This window comes from Segatella copri (assembly GCF_009494395.1).
In the GTDB taxonomy this organism is placed as follows: domain Bacteria; phylum Bacteroidota; class Bacteroidia; order Bacteroidales; family Bacteroidaceae; genus Prevotella.
In genome coordinates, this window is the sequence record NZ_VZCB01000035.1 from 38,335 (window position 1) to 55,496 (window position 17,162).

At 44.8% G+C, this 17,162-nt stretch carries 16 protein-coding genes; 7 read left to right on the forward strand and 9 right to left on the reverse strand.

What is annotated here, in order from left to right; translation table 11 throughout:
* Positions 1-51: 51 nt before the first annotated feature.
* The 4 genes from F7D73_RS03770 to F7D73_RS03785 all read left to right on the forward strand — a co-directional run bounded on the left by F7D73_RS03770 (position 52) and on the right by F7D73_RS03785 (position 3,087).
* The gene (locus F7D73_RS03770; protein ID WP_153122353.1) at positions 52-1,110 is read left to right on the forward strand and encodes a glycosyltransferase; all 1,059 of its coding nucleotides are present in this window, start codon (positions 52-54) and stop codon (positions 1,108-1,110) included.
* A gap of 8 nt (positions 1,111-1,118) precedes the next feature.
* Positions 1,119-1,808 (forward strand): RadC family protein, encoded by a 690-nt coding sequence (radC, locus tag F7D73_RS03775; protein WP_153122354.1) that lies wholly within the window; start codon positions 1,119-1,121, stop codon positions 1,806-1,808.
* A gap of 132 nt (positions 1,809-1,940) precedes the next feature.
* Positions 1,941-2,261 carry a metal-sulfur cluster assembly factor gene (locus F7D73_RS03780; RefSeq protein WP_153122355.1) on the forward strand — a complete coding sequence of 107 codons (321 nt, stop codon included), beginning with the start codon at positions 1,941-1,943 and terminating at the stop codon, positions 2,259-2,261.
* A 61-nt stretch (positions 2,262-2,322) separates the two neighbouring features.
* Positions 2,323-3,087: a UDP-2,3-diacylglucosamine diphosphatase gene (locus F7D73_RS03785; RefSeq protein ID WP_153122356.1), complete on the forward strand. Its 765-nt coding sequence runs from the start codon at positions 2,323-2,325 to the stop codon at positions 3,085-3,087.
* Positions 3,088-3,181: 94 nt separating this feature from the next.
* Here F7D73_RS03785 and F7D73_RS03790 read toward each other — a convergent pair whose 3' ends face one another.
* The 6 genes from F7D73_RS03790 to F7D73_RS03815 form a co-directional block, all read right to left on the reverse strand.
* Positions 3,182-4,228, reverse strand: coding sequence for a sugar kinase (locus F7D73_RS03790; protein ID WP_153122368.1), 1,047 nt, complete (start codon positions 4,226-4,228; stop codon positions 3,182-3,184).
* Between the two features lie 90 nt (positions 4,229-4,318).
* Positions 4,319-5,521, reverse strand: coding sequence for an acetate kinase (locus F7D73_RS03795; protein ID WP_153122357.1), 1,203 nt, complete (start codon positions 5,519-5,521; stop codon positions 4,319-4,321).
* Positions 5,522-5,562: 41 nt separating this feature from the next.
* Complete coding sequence (gene pta, locus F7D73_RS03800; protein WP_153122358.1) at positions 5,563-6,609, reverse strand: phosphate acetyltransferase; 1,047 nt, start codon at positions 6,607-6,609, stop codon at positions 5,563-5,565.
* A 301-nt stretch (positions 6,610-6,910) separates the two neighbouring features.
* Complete coding sequence (gene cdaA / locus F7D73_RS03805; RefSeq protein WP_153122359.1) at positions 6,911-7,681, reverse strand: diadenylate cyclase CdaA; 771 nt, start codon at positions 7,679-7,681, stop codon at positions 6,911-6,913.
* Complete coding sequence (gene folP / locus F7D73_RS03810; protein WP_153122360.1) at positions 7,678-8,523, reverse strand: dihydropteroate synthase; 846 nt, start codon at positions 8,521-8,523, stop codon at positions 7,678-7,680. Before folP ends, cdaA begins: the two co-directional genes overlap by 4 nt.
* Before the next feature lie 220 nt (positions 8,524-8,743).
* The gene (locus F7D73_RS03815; protein WP_022121087.1) at positions 8,744-8,965 is read right to left on the reverse strand and encodes a hypothetical protein; all 222 of its coding nucleotides are present in this window, start codon (positions 8,963-8,965) and stop codon (positions 8,744-8,746) included.
* A 142-nt stretch (positions 8,966-9,107) separates the two neighbouring features.
* Between F7D73_RS03815 and F7D73_RS03820 the strand changes: the two genes are divergently transcribed.
* The gene (locus tag F7D73_RS03820; RefSeq protein WP_153122361.1) at positions 9,108-10,409 is read left to right on the forward strand and encodes a UDP-N-acetylmuramoyl-tripeptide--D-alanyl-D-alanine ligase; all 1,302 of its coding nucleotides are present in this window, start codon (positions 9,108-9,110) and stop codon (positions 10,407-10,409) included.
* A gap of 189 nt (positions 10,410-10,598) precedes the next feature.
* On the opposite strand, the gene pdxT is transcribed toward F7D73_RS03820, so the two are convergent.
* The 3 genes from pdxT to F7D73_RS03835 form a co-directional block, all read right to left on the reverse strand.
* Positions 10,599-11,168 carry a pyridoxal 5'-phosphate synthase glutaminase subunit PdxT gene (gene pdxT / locus F7D73_RS03825; protein WP_153122362.1) on the reverse strand — a complete coding sequence of 190 codons (570 nt, stop codon included), beginning with the start codon at positions 11,166-11,168 and terminating at the stop codon, positions 10,599-10,601.
* A 66-nt stretch (positions 11,169-11,234) separates the two neighbouring features.
* Positions 11,235-12,110: a pyridoxal 5'-phosphate synthase lyase subunit PdxS gene (gene pdxS, locus F7D73_RS03830; protein WP_153122363.1), complete on the reverse strand. Its 876-nt coding sequence runs from the start codon at positions 12,108-12,110 to the stop codon at positions 11,235-11,237.
* Positions 12,111-12,319: 209 nt separating this feature from the next.
* Positions 12,320-14,392, reverse strand: a complete 2,073-nt coding sequence (locus F7D73_RS03835; RefSeq protein ID WP_153122364.1) for a hypothetical protein — start codon at positions 14,390-14,392, stop codon at positions 12,320-12,322.
* A 199-nt stretch (positions 14,393-14,591) separates the two neighbouring features.
* Here F7D73_RS03835 and F7D73_RS03840 point away from each other — a divergent pair, with 199 nt between their 5' ends.
* Together F7D73_RS03840 and F7D73_RS03845 are read left to right on the forward strand one after the other, a co-directional pair.
* A complete protein-coding gene (locus F7D73_RS03840; RefSeq protein WP_153122365.1) occupies positions 14,592-15,962 on the forward strand; it encodes a sensor histidine kinase in 1,371 nt (456 codons plus the stop codon).
* Positions 15,963-16,017: 55 nt separating this feature from the next.
* A complete protein-coding gene (locus F7D73_RS03845; protein WP_153122366.1) occupies positions 16,018-16,698 on the forward strand; it encodes a response regulator transcription factor in 681 nt (226 codons plus the stop codon).
* The last annotated feature ends 464 nt before the right edge of the window (positions 16,699-17,162 follow it).

The following is a 17,162-nucleotide window of genomic DNA, read 5'->3' on the forward strand; positions in this document are numbered from 1 at the left end:
CAAAAGATTACGCTCTCATCGAGCAAAACTTAACCCTTAATAGTAAGAAGAATGAAATATTCCATCATAGTACCTGTTTTCAATCGTCCGGACGAAGTGGACGAACTCTTGGAAAGTCTAACCCATCAAACGGAGAAGGACTTCGAGGTAGTCATCGTAGAGGATGGCTCACAGACTCCTTGCGAGGATGTGTGCAACCGGTACGATAACCTGATGGATATACATTATTACTATAAGGAGAACTCTGGTCCGGGCCAGAGTCGCAACTATGGTGCCGAGCGTGCCAAGGGCGAGTATCTCCTGATACTCGACAGCGACGTGGTCTTGCCAGAGGGTTATCTGAAGGCTGTAAGTGATGAGTTGAGCCGCGAACCTGCCGATGCATTCGGCGGTCCCGACAAGGCGCACTCATCATTTACAGATACTCAGAAAGCCATTTCTTATTCCATGACTTCTTTCTTTACCACCGGTGGTATCCGTGGCGGAAAGAAGAAGATGGATAAGTTCTACCCCCGTTCATTCAACATGGGCATCCGCAGGGATGTTTATCTCAAGTTGAATGGCTTTTCTAACATGCGTTTTGGTGAGGACATCGATTTCTCTATCCGTATCTTCAAGGCAGGCTGCCGTTGCCGTCTGTTCCCTGAAGCATGGGTATGGCATAAGCGCCGCACCGACTTCCGCAAATTCTGGCGACAGGTTTACAACAGCGGTATCGCCCGCATCAACCTTTACAAGAAGTATCCAGAGAGTCTCAAGCTCGTACATCTCCTGCCGATGGTCTTCACCGTGGGCGTGATAGGTACGCTCCTGCTGCTTTTCTTCGGATTTCTGCCGTATATGCTGGGCACCGTCCACGTATTCCCAACCCTGGGCAATGCACTGGCAGCATTGGGCTGCATCGGTCTGCTGGGCATCATTCTCTATATCATTGCGCTGTTCATTGACAGCAGCAGGGAGAATCACAGCGTGAAGATTGGCTTGTTGAGCATCCGTGCCGCCTTCACCCAACTGATGGGTTACGGTTGCGGATTCCTTTCAGCCTGGTGGAAGAGATGCCTGCTCGGACAGAGCGAATTCAGCGCATACAACAAGACTTTCTATAAATAGATTACACTATGAGTGAGAAGCTTTCTATTTCGCAATGGGCAGAGGAAGACAAACCTCGTGAAAAACTGGAGCGACTAGGAGCATCAGCACTATCCAATGCCGAACTGCTAGCCATATTAATAGGTTCCGGCTCAAGAGACGAGAGTGCAGTAGATCTGATGAAACACATCATGAAAGACTGCGACAACAATCTCAATACTCTCGGCAAGATGACCATCAAGGAACTCACCCACTACAAAGGAATGGGACCCGCCAAGGCTATCACCGTCCTTGCAGCCTGTGAGCTAGGGAAGCGTCGTGCCCTTGACAAAATAGGAAGTCGCCCGGATTTGGGTTCATCTCTCGCCATCTACAACTACATGCTTCCCAAGATGCAGGATCTTGATACCGAAGAAGCATGGGTATTGATGATGAACCAGAACTTCAAGCTCATCAAAGCAACCTGTATCTCTCATGGCGGCATCACCGAAACTGCCGTAGACATCCGATTGCTCATCAAGGAAGCCGTACTCAACAATGCCACCATCATCGCCTTCTGTCACAATCATCCTAGTCACAGTCCATTACCCAGCAAGGCCGACGACCAGCTCACCCTACAGATAAAGAAGGCGTGCGAAATCATGCGTCTCTTCTTTATGGACCATGTCATCATCACCGATGGCGCCTTTTATTCCTATCACGACAAAGGAAAGTTGTAAAAGCCAAAGTTCCATATTCATCATAAATTCAAGAATTTTTCATGTCTTTGTGCGCAAACAAGAAAAATAAATCACCATTTGTTTTGCATTGTCTATAATTATTGTTACCTTTGCAGAAAACAATATAAAATTATGACACAAGAAGAAAAGACAAAGATAGAAGAAAGAATCGTTGATGTTCTCAAAACCGTTTACGACCCAGAGATTCCCGTAAACATCTGGGACCTCGGTATGATTTACAAGATTGACGTAAAGGACGATGCCACTGTAGAGCTGGACATGACCTTTACAGCCCCATCCTGCCCTGCTGCCGACTTTATCCTGGAGGATGTACGCAGCAAGGTAGATAGCGTGGAAGGCGTGAAATCAGCCAATGTAAACCTCGTTTTCGAACCAGCTTGGGACCAGAGCATGATGAGCGAAGAAGCCCGCGTAGAACTCGGCTTTGAATAAAGACAAAGCCGTTGAATTCTTCACTCTTCATCCTTCACTCTTCACTTAAAAAGAACCGCTTATGAAAAATGTATATTTCCTCTCAGATGCGCATCTTGGCTCATTAGCCATTCCGCATGCCCGCATGCAGGAGCGCCGTCTCGTCCGCTTCCTTGACAGTATCAAGAACAAGGCTGCAGCCATCTATCTGCTGGGCGACATGTTTGATTTCTGGAACGAATACAAGAATGTAGTTCCAAAAGGATACACCCGTTTCCTGGGAAAAATCTCAGAGTTGACCGATATGGGAGTGGAAGTACATTTCTTCACCGGTAACCATGACCTATGGACTTATGGCTATCTGGAAGAAGAGTGCGGCATGATTGTGCACTATAAACCACAGACCGTTGAGATTTACGACAAGGTATTTTTCCTTGCCCATGGCGACGGATTGGGCGACCCAGACAAGAAGTTCAAGCTTCTGAAGGCAATGTTCCACAACCGCACCTGCCAGCGCCTTCTGAATGCCATCCATCCTCGCTGGGGACTGGCGCTGGGATTGAACTGGGCGAAGCACAGCCGACTGAAGCGTGCCGATGGCAAGGAAGAGCCTTATATGGGCGAAAAGAAGGAATTTCTGGTACGCTTTGCCAAACAGTATATGCAAAGCCATAAGGATATAGATTACTTCATGTTCGGTCATCGCCACATCGAACTGGACCTGATGCTGAGCAAGAAGACCCGCCTGATGATTCTGGGTGACTGGATATGGCAGTTCACCTACGCCGTGTTTGATGGCGAACACATGTTTATGGAAGAATATGTGGAAGGCGAAAGCCAACCGTAAAAGCAAAAAAACAAGAACAAAACAAACGATAATAATAAAGGGCAGCCCAAACAGGTTGCCCTTTATTATTGGCAAGTACTCTTATTACTTATTCTTAACGCTGGATTCTTCCTCCCGAAGAAGTCATGTTCGAGATGATTTCCTCTTCACTTACCAGGTTCTGATCGCCCGGAATCGTATTCTTGATGGCACTAGCCGACAGCGAGAAATCCAGGCAATACTGGTTCTTGTCGCCCCACTTCTGATGTGCGTGAATATAGGCAGCGACGAAGGCATCGCCTACACCCATCGGATCAACAATCGGCTCTATATCATATATTCTTGTTGTATAGAGCTGATCTTCCACAGCATCATAGAGCAGACCACTCAGTGTATGATGACTGCTGGCAATCTGGTTTCTTACTGCCATCACCATCTTCTTGCACTTAGGGAAGAGATGGTGCATCTTACGGAAATACTCCAGATAAGCCTCCTTGTCTATCACATAGTTCTCATCCAAAGCCTCAAAAGGAATATGAGGCACACCACTGGCTATTTCCCACTCGTTCTGGTCACCGAAGATGATGTCGCTATACTGCATCATCTGGAATAGAACGTCATGAGGTTCCAAACCATATCCCCAGAGATTCTTGCGATAGTTGATGTCGCAGGCAATGGTCAGGCCATCGGCTACAGCCAGCTTGATGGCATCCATCGTAGATTCCATCGCATCACGACTGATAGCACAGGTGATGCCCGAACAATGGAACACGGCAGCATCAGCCAACACCTGATTCCATTTCACCATACCTCGCTTCAAGGTATAGAAAGAAGAATTCTTGCGGTCATAGACTACACGAGAATTGCGCATCGCCACAGCCTCCTCGAAATAATAAGTTCCAAGACGGTCGCCACCACGCACCACATGAGAAACATTCAGACCATACTCCCTGAGGTGCATCAATGCAGCCTCACCCATCTCACCGTATGGCACACGGGTAACATACTCGACATTATCACCCAAATAAGCCAAAGAAATAGCTGCATTTGCCTCACTGCCACCATAGTTGCCAAACATACGATGCCCCTGGAATAAACGTTGATAACCAGGCTTAGAAATTCTAAGCAATATTTCTCCGAAAGTTACAATCTTTGTTTTCATCATTCTCAAAAATCTCAAAAAATTAAAAAGGTGAAGACCTATCACATTTGTTTTAGTCTTCACCTTATTATATTATATCTTTGTGCTGGATTACTTCTTAGCAACCAACTCCATTGTATCGCGAGCGATAACGATCTCCTCGTCGGTAGGAACTACTACAACCTTCACCTTACTGTCGTCAGTAGAGATGATAGCTTCCTCACCACGAACCTTGTCATTCACTTCCTTGTTGATCTTGATGCCAAGATACTCCAGGTTCTTGCAAGCTTCCTCGCGGAGGTCGGTCTGGTTCTCACCAACACCAGCTGTAAATACGATAGCGTCAACGCCACCCATAGCTGCTGTGTAAGCACCGATGTACTTCTTGATGCGATACTCGTACATACGGAGAGCCAGCTGAGCCTTCTCGTTACCCTCGTTGGCAGCGTTCTCGATGTCGCGCATATCAGAAGAAATACCTGTAATACCGAGCACACCACTCTTCTTGTTCAGGAAGTCAGCCATCTCCTGTGGCTTCATGTTCAACTTCTCCATCAAGTAGGTAACGGCAGAAGCATCGATGTCACCACAACGTGAACCCATCATCAAACCAGCCAATGGAGTCAAGCCCATTGAGGTATCCAATACCTTACCGTTCAATACAGCAGCTACAGAGCCACCGTTACCGATGTGGCAAGTAATGATCTTAGAGTTATTCTGGTCGAGACCGAGAATCTCGCAAACACGCTTAGAAACATAGCGGTGAGATGTTCCGTGGAAACCATAACGGCGTACGTGATACTTCTCGTACAACTCGTAAGGAATTGCATAGAGGTAAGCGTAGTCTGGCATTGTGCTGTGGAACGCGTTGTCGAATACGCAAACCTGAGGAGTGCCAGGCATCAAAGAGTCAACGGCACGGATACCCTTCAGGTGACCTGCGTTGTGAACAGGAGCGAGGTCGCAAAGTTCCTCGATACCATCCTCTACGCTCTTGTCAACGATAACGCTCTCCTTGAACTTGTCACCACCCTGTACGACACGGTGTCCTACAGCGTCGATTTCCTTCAAGTCCTTGATAGCGCCGATTTCTGGGTCGAGCAGGCACTTGAACACGAAGTTCACACCTTCCTTGTGGTCAGGCATGTCGTGCATGATCTGCTTCTTCTCGCCGTTAGGCAATTTCACCTTGATGAAAGCGTTATCAAGACCGATACGCTCTACACCACCCTGTGCCAATACAGACTCATCGTCCATATTATATAACTTGTACTTGATAGATGAACTACCACAGTTCAGAACCAATACTTTCATAATGTTAATTTTTGTAATGTTATTGATTGAATAAAGTTAGTTTACGCCTTCTTAGCATCCTGTGCCTGGCAAGCTGTAATAGCTACCATGTAGTAGATGTCGTCTACAGAGCAACCACGAGAGAGGTCGTTAACAGGACGGGCAATACCCTGGAGGATAGGACCGATAGCGATGGCACCACCCAAACGCTGAACGAGCTTGTAGCCGATGTTACCAACCTCAAGGTTAGGAACTACCAATACGTTAGCCTTACCAGCAACGTCAGAACCAGGAGCCTTCTTGGCAGCAACCTCAGGAACGAGGGCTGCGTCAGCCTGAAGTTCACCATCGAGGTGAAGCTCTGGGAACTTCTCCTTAGCGATAGCTACGGCATCCTTTACCTTATCGATGATATAAACACTCTTACCTGTCTCCTTGTTGATAGCATCCTTAGCGCTACCCTTTGTAGAGAAGCTCAACATGGCTACAGTAGGCTCTACGACACCTGCTACAGAGTGAGCAGTCTGAGCTGTTGTGTAAGCAATCTGAGCAAGCTGATCAGCTGTAGGGTTTGGAGTTACAGCAACGTCACCCATTACCACTACGCCATCCTGACCATACTGCTTCTGGTCTGTGATGAGCAACATAGCACCACTTACGCAAGTGATACCTGGAGTACACTTGATGATCTGAAGAGCTGGACGAAGTGTGTCGCCAGTTGTGCTCAAAGCACCAGAAATCTGACCGTCTGCACCCTCAGTCTTGATAATCATACAACCGAGGTAGAGGTTGTTCTTTGTAACGAGTTCACGAGCCTGTTCTACGGTCATGCCCTTCTTCTTGCGAAGTTCTGCGAGCTTCTCTGCATACTCCTCAGTCTTAGGGTTGTTTTGTGGATCAACGATAGTAGCCTTGTCGATGTTGTTAAGACCCCACTGTGCAGCGAGTTTCTTAATGTTGGCAGGGTTACCGATGAGGATGATGTCTGCGAGATCATCAGCCAAAACTTTATCGGCTGCTTTCAATGTACGCTCCTCTTCTGCTTCAGGGAGCACGATGCGCTGCTTGTCAGCTTTAGCGCGAGCTACGATTTGCTGTAATAAATCCATTTTACTTTATTGTTTTATATATTTTTGTTGTCTCCAAAGTAAGTTTGTCAAAGTGTAAAGCCTCTTCGCATAGATTTTAGCTTTTTTGCCACATCGACTTTGCAAAAGTACATATTTATTTTGAAATAATACCTACTAAAATGTGTAAAAAAAGCTAAAATGGTAGATAATAATCATCGTAAAGGTTTACGTTCCAAGAAAAGTGAAGAACGAAGAGTGAAAAAGGAAAAATTTAAGAGTGAAAAGAGAAGAACGAAAGCACATGAATTCTTCACTCTTCGTTCTTCACTCTTCACTTAACTTATAGCATTTCCTGGGTGAGGATGCTTTCCAGTTCCTCTGCCGAGAGTCGGAGTTTGAACTCTCCCTTGATGGCAACGCTGATTCGTCCCGTCTCTTCCGAAACGATGACGGCGATGGCATCACTGCTCTGCGAGATACCCAAGGCTGCACGGTGACGGAGTCCCAGTTCCTTCGGGATATCGAGATTATGGCTCACCGGTAAGATACAGCCGGCAGCCATGATTCGCTTGTTGCTTACCACCATGGCACCATCATGCAGAGGCGAGTTCTTGAAGAAGATGTTCTCTATCAGACGCTGATTGATTTTTGCATCTATCTCTTCGCCCGTATCCATGATATCCTTCAAAGGTACACCCCGTTCGATGACGATGAGCGCACCCACGTATTTCTTCGCCATACTCATGCACGCCATTACGATAGGGATGACAGTCTCCTTGTTTGCCTCCTTCTGGCTCTCCTTGCTGGAATGGAAGAAGCGGACTAGTCGGCGCATACCTTTCTGGGAACCTATCTCGTAAAGGAATCTTCGGATGTCTTCCTGGAAGATGACGATGAGGGCGATGACTCCCACACTCACCAGTTTATCCAGGATAGACCCCAGCAGACGCATCTCCAATACCTGACTCACGAAAAGCCAGATAAGCACGAAGAGCATGATGCCCACGAAGATGTTGAGTGAGCGGGATTCCTTCATCAGGCGATAGACGTAGAATAGCAGAGAGGCTACCAACAGGATATCGATGACGTCTTTAATTCCAAATTCTATCATGTGCGTCCCTCCTTCATTGCTTCTACAATCTTGATTGCCTCAGCAGCTTCCTTCACATCATGAACTCTGAGGATGCTAGCGCCCTTCATCAGAGCGATGGTGTCGAGAACGGAAGTTCCATTGAGCGATGTAGTGGCATCTCCACCCAGCAGCTTATATATCATACTCTTGCGGGAGATACCTACAAGTACCGGAAGTTCCATCACGTTCAACTTCTCCATCTCGTTATAGATCTGATAATTCTGGATGAGATTCTTGCCGAAGCCGAAGCCCGGATCGAGGATGATATCCTTGGCACCCAGGTCACGCAACTGCTGTACCTCTCTGGCAAAGCCCTTCATCATCGTTTCGAGCGTAGGCTGCACTGACATTAATATATAAGGTACCTTCAGCTCGCCCACCACCCGGAACATTTCAGGATATTCCTCCTGTCTCTGCTCCAGCGGCACATTGGCGATGCCTGTGATTCCACCTTCTGATACATCGTTGATGATATCGGCTCCCCACTCCTCGATACACTTGCGTGCCAAGGTAGGGCGATAGGTATCTACGGAGACGGCAGCATCCGGTTGCTCCTTGCGAACGATGTCGAGAGCAAACTTCAGGCGTCTTCCCTCCTCCTCTTCCGATACTTCATCGGCACCGGGACGGGTGGAGAAAGCGCCCACATCAATGATGCTTCCACCTTCTTCTATAATCTGATTAGCTCTCTGAGCTATCTCCATTTCTGTCTGTTTTCTACTGCCAGAGTAGAAACTGTCGGGCGTAACATTCAGGATGCCCATCACCTGAGGGGTACTCAAATCCATCAAGCGCCCCTTAATATTAATCGTATATTCCATTGGGTTATAACTCTTTCAACCACTTTTCGTCTGGCTTGGCGTAAGTCCAGGCGATAAAACTTAGGCTAAAAATTGAGCAAACTAAAAAGAACAATGCCAAATAGCTCATAACTATAAACTTTTTAGCCATTTCTTCCCAGATTCAGTATATGTCCAAAGCAAAATACCACCACCTATTAAAGTGCCTATTCCAAATATCAAAATCATTGTTTCCATTTTCTTAATATTTTAAAATTCGATTACCTACTATTGCAAACATAATTGTCATGCACACACCAAATAAAACGTACAGAAGATTCATATAATCGAATTCTCCTGTTATCATTGGCGTAAGCCCACCCAAAACCATCGCTCCAAAACTTAGTTTGGAGATATCGAAGAAATAACCAGCTAGCTTGTCTTTCCTCGTTTTTAATTTATCTCTTTCTATGTTTGCGCCCATTCCGACCTCACTTTTCAAAGATTACTTGAATATTTCTGCAAAAATAGAAAGAATATTCGAGATTACCATCATTTTTTGGGAAAATTGTTTGTTATGTCCACAATTTAGATTACTTTTGCACCCAAAATAACAGTTATAGACTATGGATATTTCAGAACTCTATCAGATTTACCAAGCGCACCCAGTGATTACCACTGACAGCCGCGACTGCCCAAAGGGCAGTATCTTCCTGGCTTTGAAGGGCGCATCGTTTGATGGCAACAAGTTTGCCGACATGGCTTTGGAGAAAGGCTGTGCCTATGTGATTGTTGATGAAAAAGAGTATGCCAAGGAGGGCGACGAGCGCTACATCCTCGTAGAGGACTGCCTCACCACCTTCAAGGAATTAGCCCGTGAGCATCGCCGCCATTTCGATATTCCTGTAGTAGGAATTACCGGAACCAACGGCAAGACCACCACCAAGGAACTCGTCTCTGCCGTTCTCGGCGAGAAGTTCAACGTGATGTTCACCCAGGGTAACTTCAATAATGATGTAGGCGTGCCAAAGACGCTCTTCCGTCTGGCACCAGAGAATGAGATTGCCGTTGTAGAGATGGGCGCTTCCCATCCAGACGACATCCGGAAACTCGTGGAATACGTGGAGCCTACATGCGGTATGATTACCAATGTGGGCCGTGCCCACCTGCAGGGATTCGGAAGCTTCGAAGGCGTGAAGAAGACCAAGGGAGAGCTCTATGATTACCTCGCAGCCAACGATGCCCTCGTCTTCATCAATGCAGACAACGAGCACCTGATGCAGATGGCTGAGCAGCGCAACATCAACCGCCTCATCACCTACGGCAAGGACGAAAACTGCGATGTGTGGGGAGAAGTCATCTCCTGCGCTCCATTCCTGAAGTTCCGCTGGCGCACAGAGAGTTTCGACTGGCATGAGGTTCAGACTCATCTCATCGGCTCTTACAACATCGACAACATGCTTGCCGCCATCACCATCGGTCTTCATTTCGACGTGAAGCCTCAGCAGATAGACCATGCCCTGGAAAACTACATCCCAAGCAACAACCGTTCGCAGTTGGAAGAGACGGCGCACAATAAGCTGGTGGTAGATGCCTACAATGCCAACCCATCGAGCATGGCAGCTGCCATCGAGAACTTCCGCGTGATGGATGTACCTCATAAGATGGCGATCCTCGGACAGATGGGCGAGCTCGGCGAAGTGAGCCACGAGGAGCACCAGAAGGTAGTAGATCAGTTGCAGGCAGCCGGTCTGGAGAATGTATGGCTGGTAGGCGATGAGTTCAAGGATATTCCATGCAGCTACCGCAAGTTCCAGAATGTAGAGGAAGTGAAGGAAGCGCTCAAGGCGAACCAGCCTCACGACCATTACATCCTCATCAAGGGCAGCAACAGCGTGAAGCTCTTCCAGCTTCCGGAGTTGTTATAAGAAATTTGAATGCACCCTGAAAAATTGATTTCAAGGATATAAAGAAGAACAAAAAAGTATCTTAGGATACTTGCTCATGTATCTTAAGATACTTGGCAATGTATCCTAAGATACTTTGCTATGTAGCTTCATGTGCCCATGAAGCCTATTCCATCGGTCAACGAAGTAAGCTCCAATATAGGATGAAGCCTACTTCCTGCACATCCCCAGAAAATACTTATGAATCTCAAGACTTTCGTTCAATTCAGGATGGAAGGCAGTAACCAGCTGATTACCCTGACGGGCTGCCACAATCTTGCCATCTACCTCTGCCAGAACCTCAGCATCTCCCCACACCTCTTTAATATAAGGGGCACGGATGAAAGTCATTGGGATGTTGCCCTCGATGCCCTTCATCGGAGCCTCGATATAGAAACTGCCCAACTGGCGACCGTAGGCATTTCTCAAAGCCGTGATATCCATGGAAGCAATGCGATGACTAGGCTCACCCTCTATTTTCTTGGCAAGAAGAATCAAACCGGCACAGGTTCCATAAACAGGCAAGCCGGCAGCAATCGCCTCCTTCACTGGCTCCATCAATCCCAGTTCATTCAAGAGCTTCGCCTGGGTGGTACTCTCACCGCCCGGAATAATCAAGCCATCCTTAGGCTGGTCCCAATCCTTCAACTGGCGAACCTCGAAACTATCCACGCCCAGCTGAGCCAACTTCTGTCTGTGCTCAGCAAAAGCGCCTTGTAAAGCTAAAACTGCTATTCTCATAACATACTTATCTAATATAAAAGCCCCTTCTTTTGCAGGAGGGGCTCTTATCCGTTATCTCATTTATTACTTACCTCTTTCAGCCATGAGCAAAGCAATTTCCTGCTCATTGATACCTACCATTGCCTCGCCGAGGTCCTCGCTCAACTCAGCCAGCATCTTAGGGTCGTTGTAGTTGGTAACAGCCTTCACGATAGCCTGTGCACGCTTAGCTGGGTTACCGCTCTTGAAGATTCCAGAACCTACGAATACACCCTCGGCACCGAGCTGCATCATCAGGGCAGCATCAGCTGGAGTAGCCACACCACCTGCTGCGAAGTTAACCACTGGCAACTTACCATTCTCGTGAACATACTTCACCAGGTCGTAAGGAGCCTGCAACAGCTTGGCAGCCTCATAAAGTTCATCCTCGCTCATAGAAACCAGGCGGCGGATTTCGCTCTGCATCATACGCATGTGGGTAACAGCCTGAACCACATCACCTGTTCCTGGCTCACCCTTGGTACGGATCATGGTAGCACCCTCAGCAATACGGCGGAGCGCCTCGCCCAGGTTCTTGGCACCACAAACGAATGGTACGTCAAACTGAGTCTTGTCAATGTGATAAACATTATCTGCTGGAGAGAGCACCTCGCTCTCGTCGATATAGTCGATTTCTATAGCCTGAAGAATCTGAGCCTCAGCGAAGTGACCGATACGGCACTTAGCCATTACAGGGATAGAAACAGCCTCCTGAATACCCTTGATCATCTTAGGGTCGCTCATACGTGAAACACCACCTGCTGCACGGATATCAGCTGGAATACGTTCCAAAGCCATTACTGCGCATGCACCTGCAGCCTCTGCGATTTTTGCCTGTTCTGGAGTTGTTACGTCCATAATCACACCACCCTTGAGCATCTGAGCCAAGTTGCGGTTCAATTCTTGTCTATTTTCTGCCATATTTTTTTTAATTTTATCTATTTACGGCTGCAAAGGAAACACTTTTCAACGAAACAGCAGAAAAATGTTCCAAATTCTGCAAACATTGAGTCATTTTGTATAAAGGATGATTCGCAAAAGTATAAGCTATATTCCGAAATATGCAAAGCACAGATGGTGCTGCTAAGATAAACCGACAGGAAGTTTTCCTTTAAATTACGCATAAACAATTACAATACTGACGTTTTTGTCGTTCCGTTAAATCTCAAATTGCTCCCATGATTAATCTTCTTGCCATAATCTAAAGTATAACTTGCAGATAATGACACATAGCGTCTATCCCATGGACGGCTTTGATAAGAATAACTATCAATATAATCAGAGATAAGCCAACTCTTCGTATTACCATTTTTAAGTATAAGGGAATTAACCTGTAATTTAACAAATAAATTTCCCTTGGTATATTGTAATCCTAACTTCAAATTATCTGAGAAGCGAGTAAGGTTGGAACTTCCACGCATATATCCTTCTCCAGAACTATAAGCGTAATTGAGATTTACAGCCCAGAATTTTCCTAGTCTGCAATACAAGGTAGGATATAGTCCCCAATAACCGTTGTTTATATGAAACAGACCGGAATGCCATTCATGCACATACGAAATTTTAGAACTCAAACGAATCTTACCATGCGCAAGGTTCAAAGATGGAGTCACATTGATATATATTGGATTGAACGAGCCACTATTAATCATCTCCTTTACCATCAGTCCATTTATTTCATGCCAATAAGGTACAATATCATTGATGATATTATCCCAACTAAAGGATGAATTAAGAGAGAACAAATTAGAAGGCATCCATGTATATGACAAAAGGGCATAGGCCTGGCGTACAGTTTTCAAATCAGCATTACCCTTACTGCCTGTCACCTCATCGTCCTGGCGCACTACTGTATTGTAGTAAGTAGGATTAATAGAACTTTGAGTGATGTTAGCCTGTACATAAACGGAATGCTTCTCATCAAATCGTCCACTAAGCGTCATGCCTCCATTAATATAAGCCTTTGTCATCGTTGTTTCATCTTGAACCTTATAACTCTGTACAGGTATGGACATTTTCAAACTGCCACTCCACTTGTTAGAGAACTTATGATTATAATTTAAGTCAAAGGAATAGTAAGAGTTCACTAATTTCTGATAAGTATCGGCGGTTCCATAATAGTTCGTGCGATAAATCTCAGAGTTGAGTTGAGCAGTAAACACCAAATAATTTTGTTTATAAACAGGCAATCCATAACCTAGCCATAAGCTTGGCAAATAAGCATTTTCCCTTGTTCCATTGATGATGCTTTGACCTTCCGATTCCATTAATTGATAATCCTCGCTACCCTTGTTGTGGTTATAAGAGAAAGAAAGTCCACCATATACATAAGCACGATGAGGCAGTCCCTCCAGATAGAATTGTGAGCTCACATAGGGTGTAAGAGATTGTGAGGTAGCATCAGAAACAGAAGAAGTCTCTTCAGACTCATTGTATCTAATGTCCTGTCGGGTATAAATATCAGGAGTTTTGTTATATTTCACACCAGCTTGAACCAACCAAATCAGATTATTGGAATCATATCTGGCACTGATACCTGTAGAATAAATTCGCTGTTTTTCAACTTGCTCATAGTCAACCTTTTTATTAAGCGTAGAAGCATCATTATAAGTATAAGTGATATTTCTGTTACCTCTTATTTCATGAGCATTTTTATAATATGCTCCCACAATTGCCTGATAAGTCATATGTCCCTTCTTCAGCTTTCCTGCGACATCATAATCACCACTATCATAGTTACCAAAGCTTTGGTTAGCCTCGGCCATTACATAACCTCCATATTTGTATTCACGCAATACAAAGTTGACTACAGCCTGATAGTTTTTATATTTTGCCTCAGATGGTGATTGTAAGAATTCCACACGGGCCACCTCTTTTGGTCGAAGAGTTTTCACCTCCCAATCGCTAGCCTCAAAACCATTGATAAAGAAATGAACTTCCTTGCCCCAATTTGTCTCAACTTTATTTGTAAATTCATCTACACGCAATCCTGCCACCATCATACGAGCCAGCAATGCAGAATAATTAGATGAAGACTTGCGTTCTTCAGGAGTTGGAGTGTATGAAACACCATCTTTGATTGCAACGTGATTCTTAGCAGTGACCACTACCTCTTTGATATGCTGAGTTTTCACAGAATCTACCTCTTGAGCAGAAACTGTAGCCGAAGATGCCAACAAAGTCAACAACAACAATTCTTTCATACTATTTTCTCTTTATATTAATTAAAATATCTAGGTGCAAAATTACGGCAAATTACTCAAACCGCCAAACCTTTTACATCATTTCTCACATAATATTTATCCAAAAAATATTATGTAAAAATGACGTTAAGAAGTACGCTACTTGAAAAAATATTTGTATTTTTGCATTTTTGAAGTTAAATGAGTAAAAATACAAAGCATGAAAAAGTATTATTGTATAACGATTTTAGCACTTTTAGTTGTTACTTTGTTACAAGGATATAATGTGTCTTTGCAATACAAGGAATATACCTATAAGGAAATAGATAAGATAAATTCTGCACTGAAAGTTTCTGTTGATGAAGAATATGCTATCCGAGCACATCAGAATTACAATCCACATAAAGATGGAAAGCAACGACTCTACACAAAAATAATGACGGACGAAGACTTTCTCAAGGCAAAGCCAAAGAAAGAAGATGTCATTCGCTTTGACGAAATAAACATTCAAGACCTTAGAGATAGAGGTATTGCAGAGACAGAAGCAGAAGCTATGGGATTATTAACAAAAGACATACTTACTAACAAGGGTAATCCCATTAATTTAGCCAAACTCTCCCAAATATTCAAGAAAAATCTAAATGAGGGCTTTACCAATACCTTATTAATATTAGATGAGAACAAAAAGGTCATCAAGAGTTATGGACAAACAAAGGACATTGAGACTTGGCAGGCTAGCAAGCCTATCGGCATCGGGCTCAAACCTATCCGTTTCGTACAGGCAAGGGTGGATATAACTCCATCTTCTTTCATCATAAATTCTATAGAGACTCTAATCTCTACCATACTGCTTGCTCTTATCATCGTCTTTTGCGTAGGATACCAGATGACTGCCATCAGATACAAGGAAGACCTTCTGAGGAATCGTGAGGTAAGCCTTCATGGAACTGTACACGACTTGAAAGCTCCATTGGCAAGCATCTTGCTAAAGTTGGGATTCATCAAAGACTGCATCAAGGATGCTGACTTGCAGGAGATGATTAGTTCTTCTGAAAGACAAATCAAGAATCTTGCCAATACCATCAAGACAATACTTATCACCTCTAAGGCCAGTGAAAGCAAGTTGGTTATCAACAAAGAACAAATTGACATCATCGAACTGACGCAACAAGCGCAAGAACAAATAGACATCAACTATGCCAGCAAGCCACATGCCATCGGCATCCACGACCATCGTGAAGAGAATGCTCTGGTGTATGCAGATAAGTACCTGATAGAAAATGTGATGCACAATCTGATGGAGAATGCCGTTAAATACTCTGACAAGGAGGCAAACGTTGAAGTCAATATCAAACAGGATGAACATTTCACCATCATCAGCGTGTCTGACCATGGCGTAGGCATCGACAAGAAATATCAGAAGAAGATATTCGAGCAGTTCTATCGCATACCAGCCACACACCATAAGAGCGGATATGGCATAGGCCTTGCCATGGTAAAATATGCCATCAAGGCACATGGCGGAACCATCAAGGTGGTGAGCGAGCCAGGCAAGGGCAGCACCTTTACGTTCACATTGCCGCTCAAATAAAAGCAACAAATCGTAATGGACAAGGAACAAGATAAAACATTATAAAATAAGAAATATGGAAAAGATAAAAGTACTATTGGTCGATGATGACCTGGATTTCGGCAACACAGCAGTCTTGCTGCTAAAAAAAGCAGGCTATGAGGTCTATTTTCAAAACACGCTGTTTGGAGTGGAAAGCCTTATCATGAAGCTGTCTCCCAACCTCATCATCCTCGATGTGATGATAGGAGAAGAGAACAGTCTGGAAAGAATCAACGACATCCGACTTGCCGCAGAAGACATCCCTATCATGTGTGTATCTTCGTTACATGATCCAGAACTCAAAACTGAGGCTGCCAATAATGGTGCAATGATTTACATCGAGAAGCCTTTCGCCAGCCGTGAGTTCCTGGGATGGGTAAACCGCTATGCCAAGCGCAAAGACTTCAGCAATTCCCGTATGATAAACATGGGTGCCTACACTGTAGATACAGAGACTCATGTGCTCAGTTTCCGTGGCTGCAACGAGAAGACACTGGGCAATACCGAGTTTGCCACACTCAAGCTATTATGGATCAATAAGGGCGAAGTCGTGCCACGCCAAGACCTCAAGGATACAGTTTGGAGAGGTGTAAAGTGTAGCGAAGAAAGCCTCAATAATGTGATGTACAACTTGCGCCGATATTTCGCCAAAGATGCCTCCATCCACCTGGAAACCCTTCGTGGCGAAGGATTCAAGATGTGGATGGATGACTAGTTTAATGACGGCTCAATCCCATCAGAGGAAAATAGGGAGTGCTTTCCATTCTTTTGTTACAGATGGTCTTCTGTCCTTTCTCTTATTCGCCTTTGGCTGCTTGCTTTAGAACCTTATGTTATAATTGATAACTCGCTCTAAATTGGACTTTGATTGAAAATCAAGAAGTTGGGCGTTTGCCTATATTATACAGGTAACAATATGGAAACGAGCGGACTTCTGCTCGTTTCTGTATTTTGCAATATGCAAAGAACGCCTCAATTCGGGGACAAAGATACGATATTTTTCTAAATCTCGCATAGCTTACAAGGAGAAAAACTTGGAAATTAGAACTTTTTACGTTAAAATCCATATTTGACAAGCAGATTTTGAAGAAAATATTTGGAGTTTCCAATAAAAAAGAGTATTGTTTGCAGCAACAAATCCCACCACGCCTCTCAACAATGCGTACCACGGTGGGACTT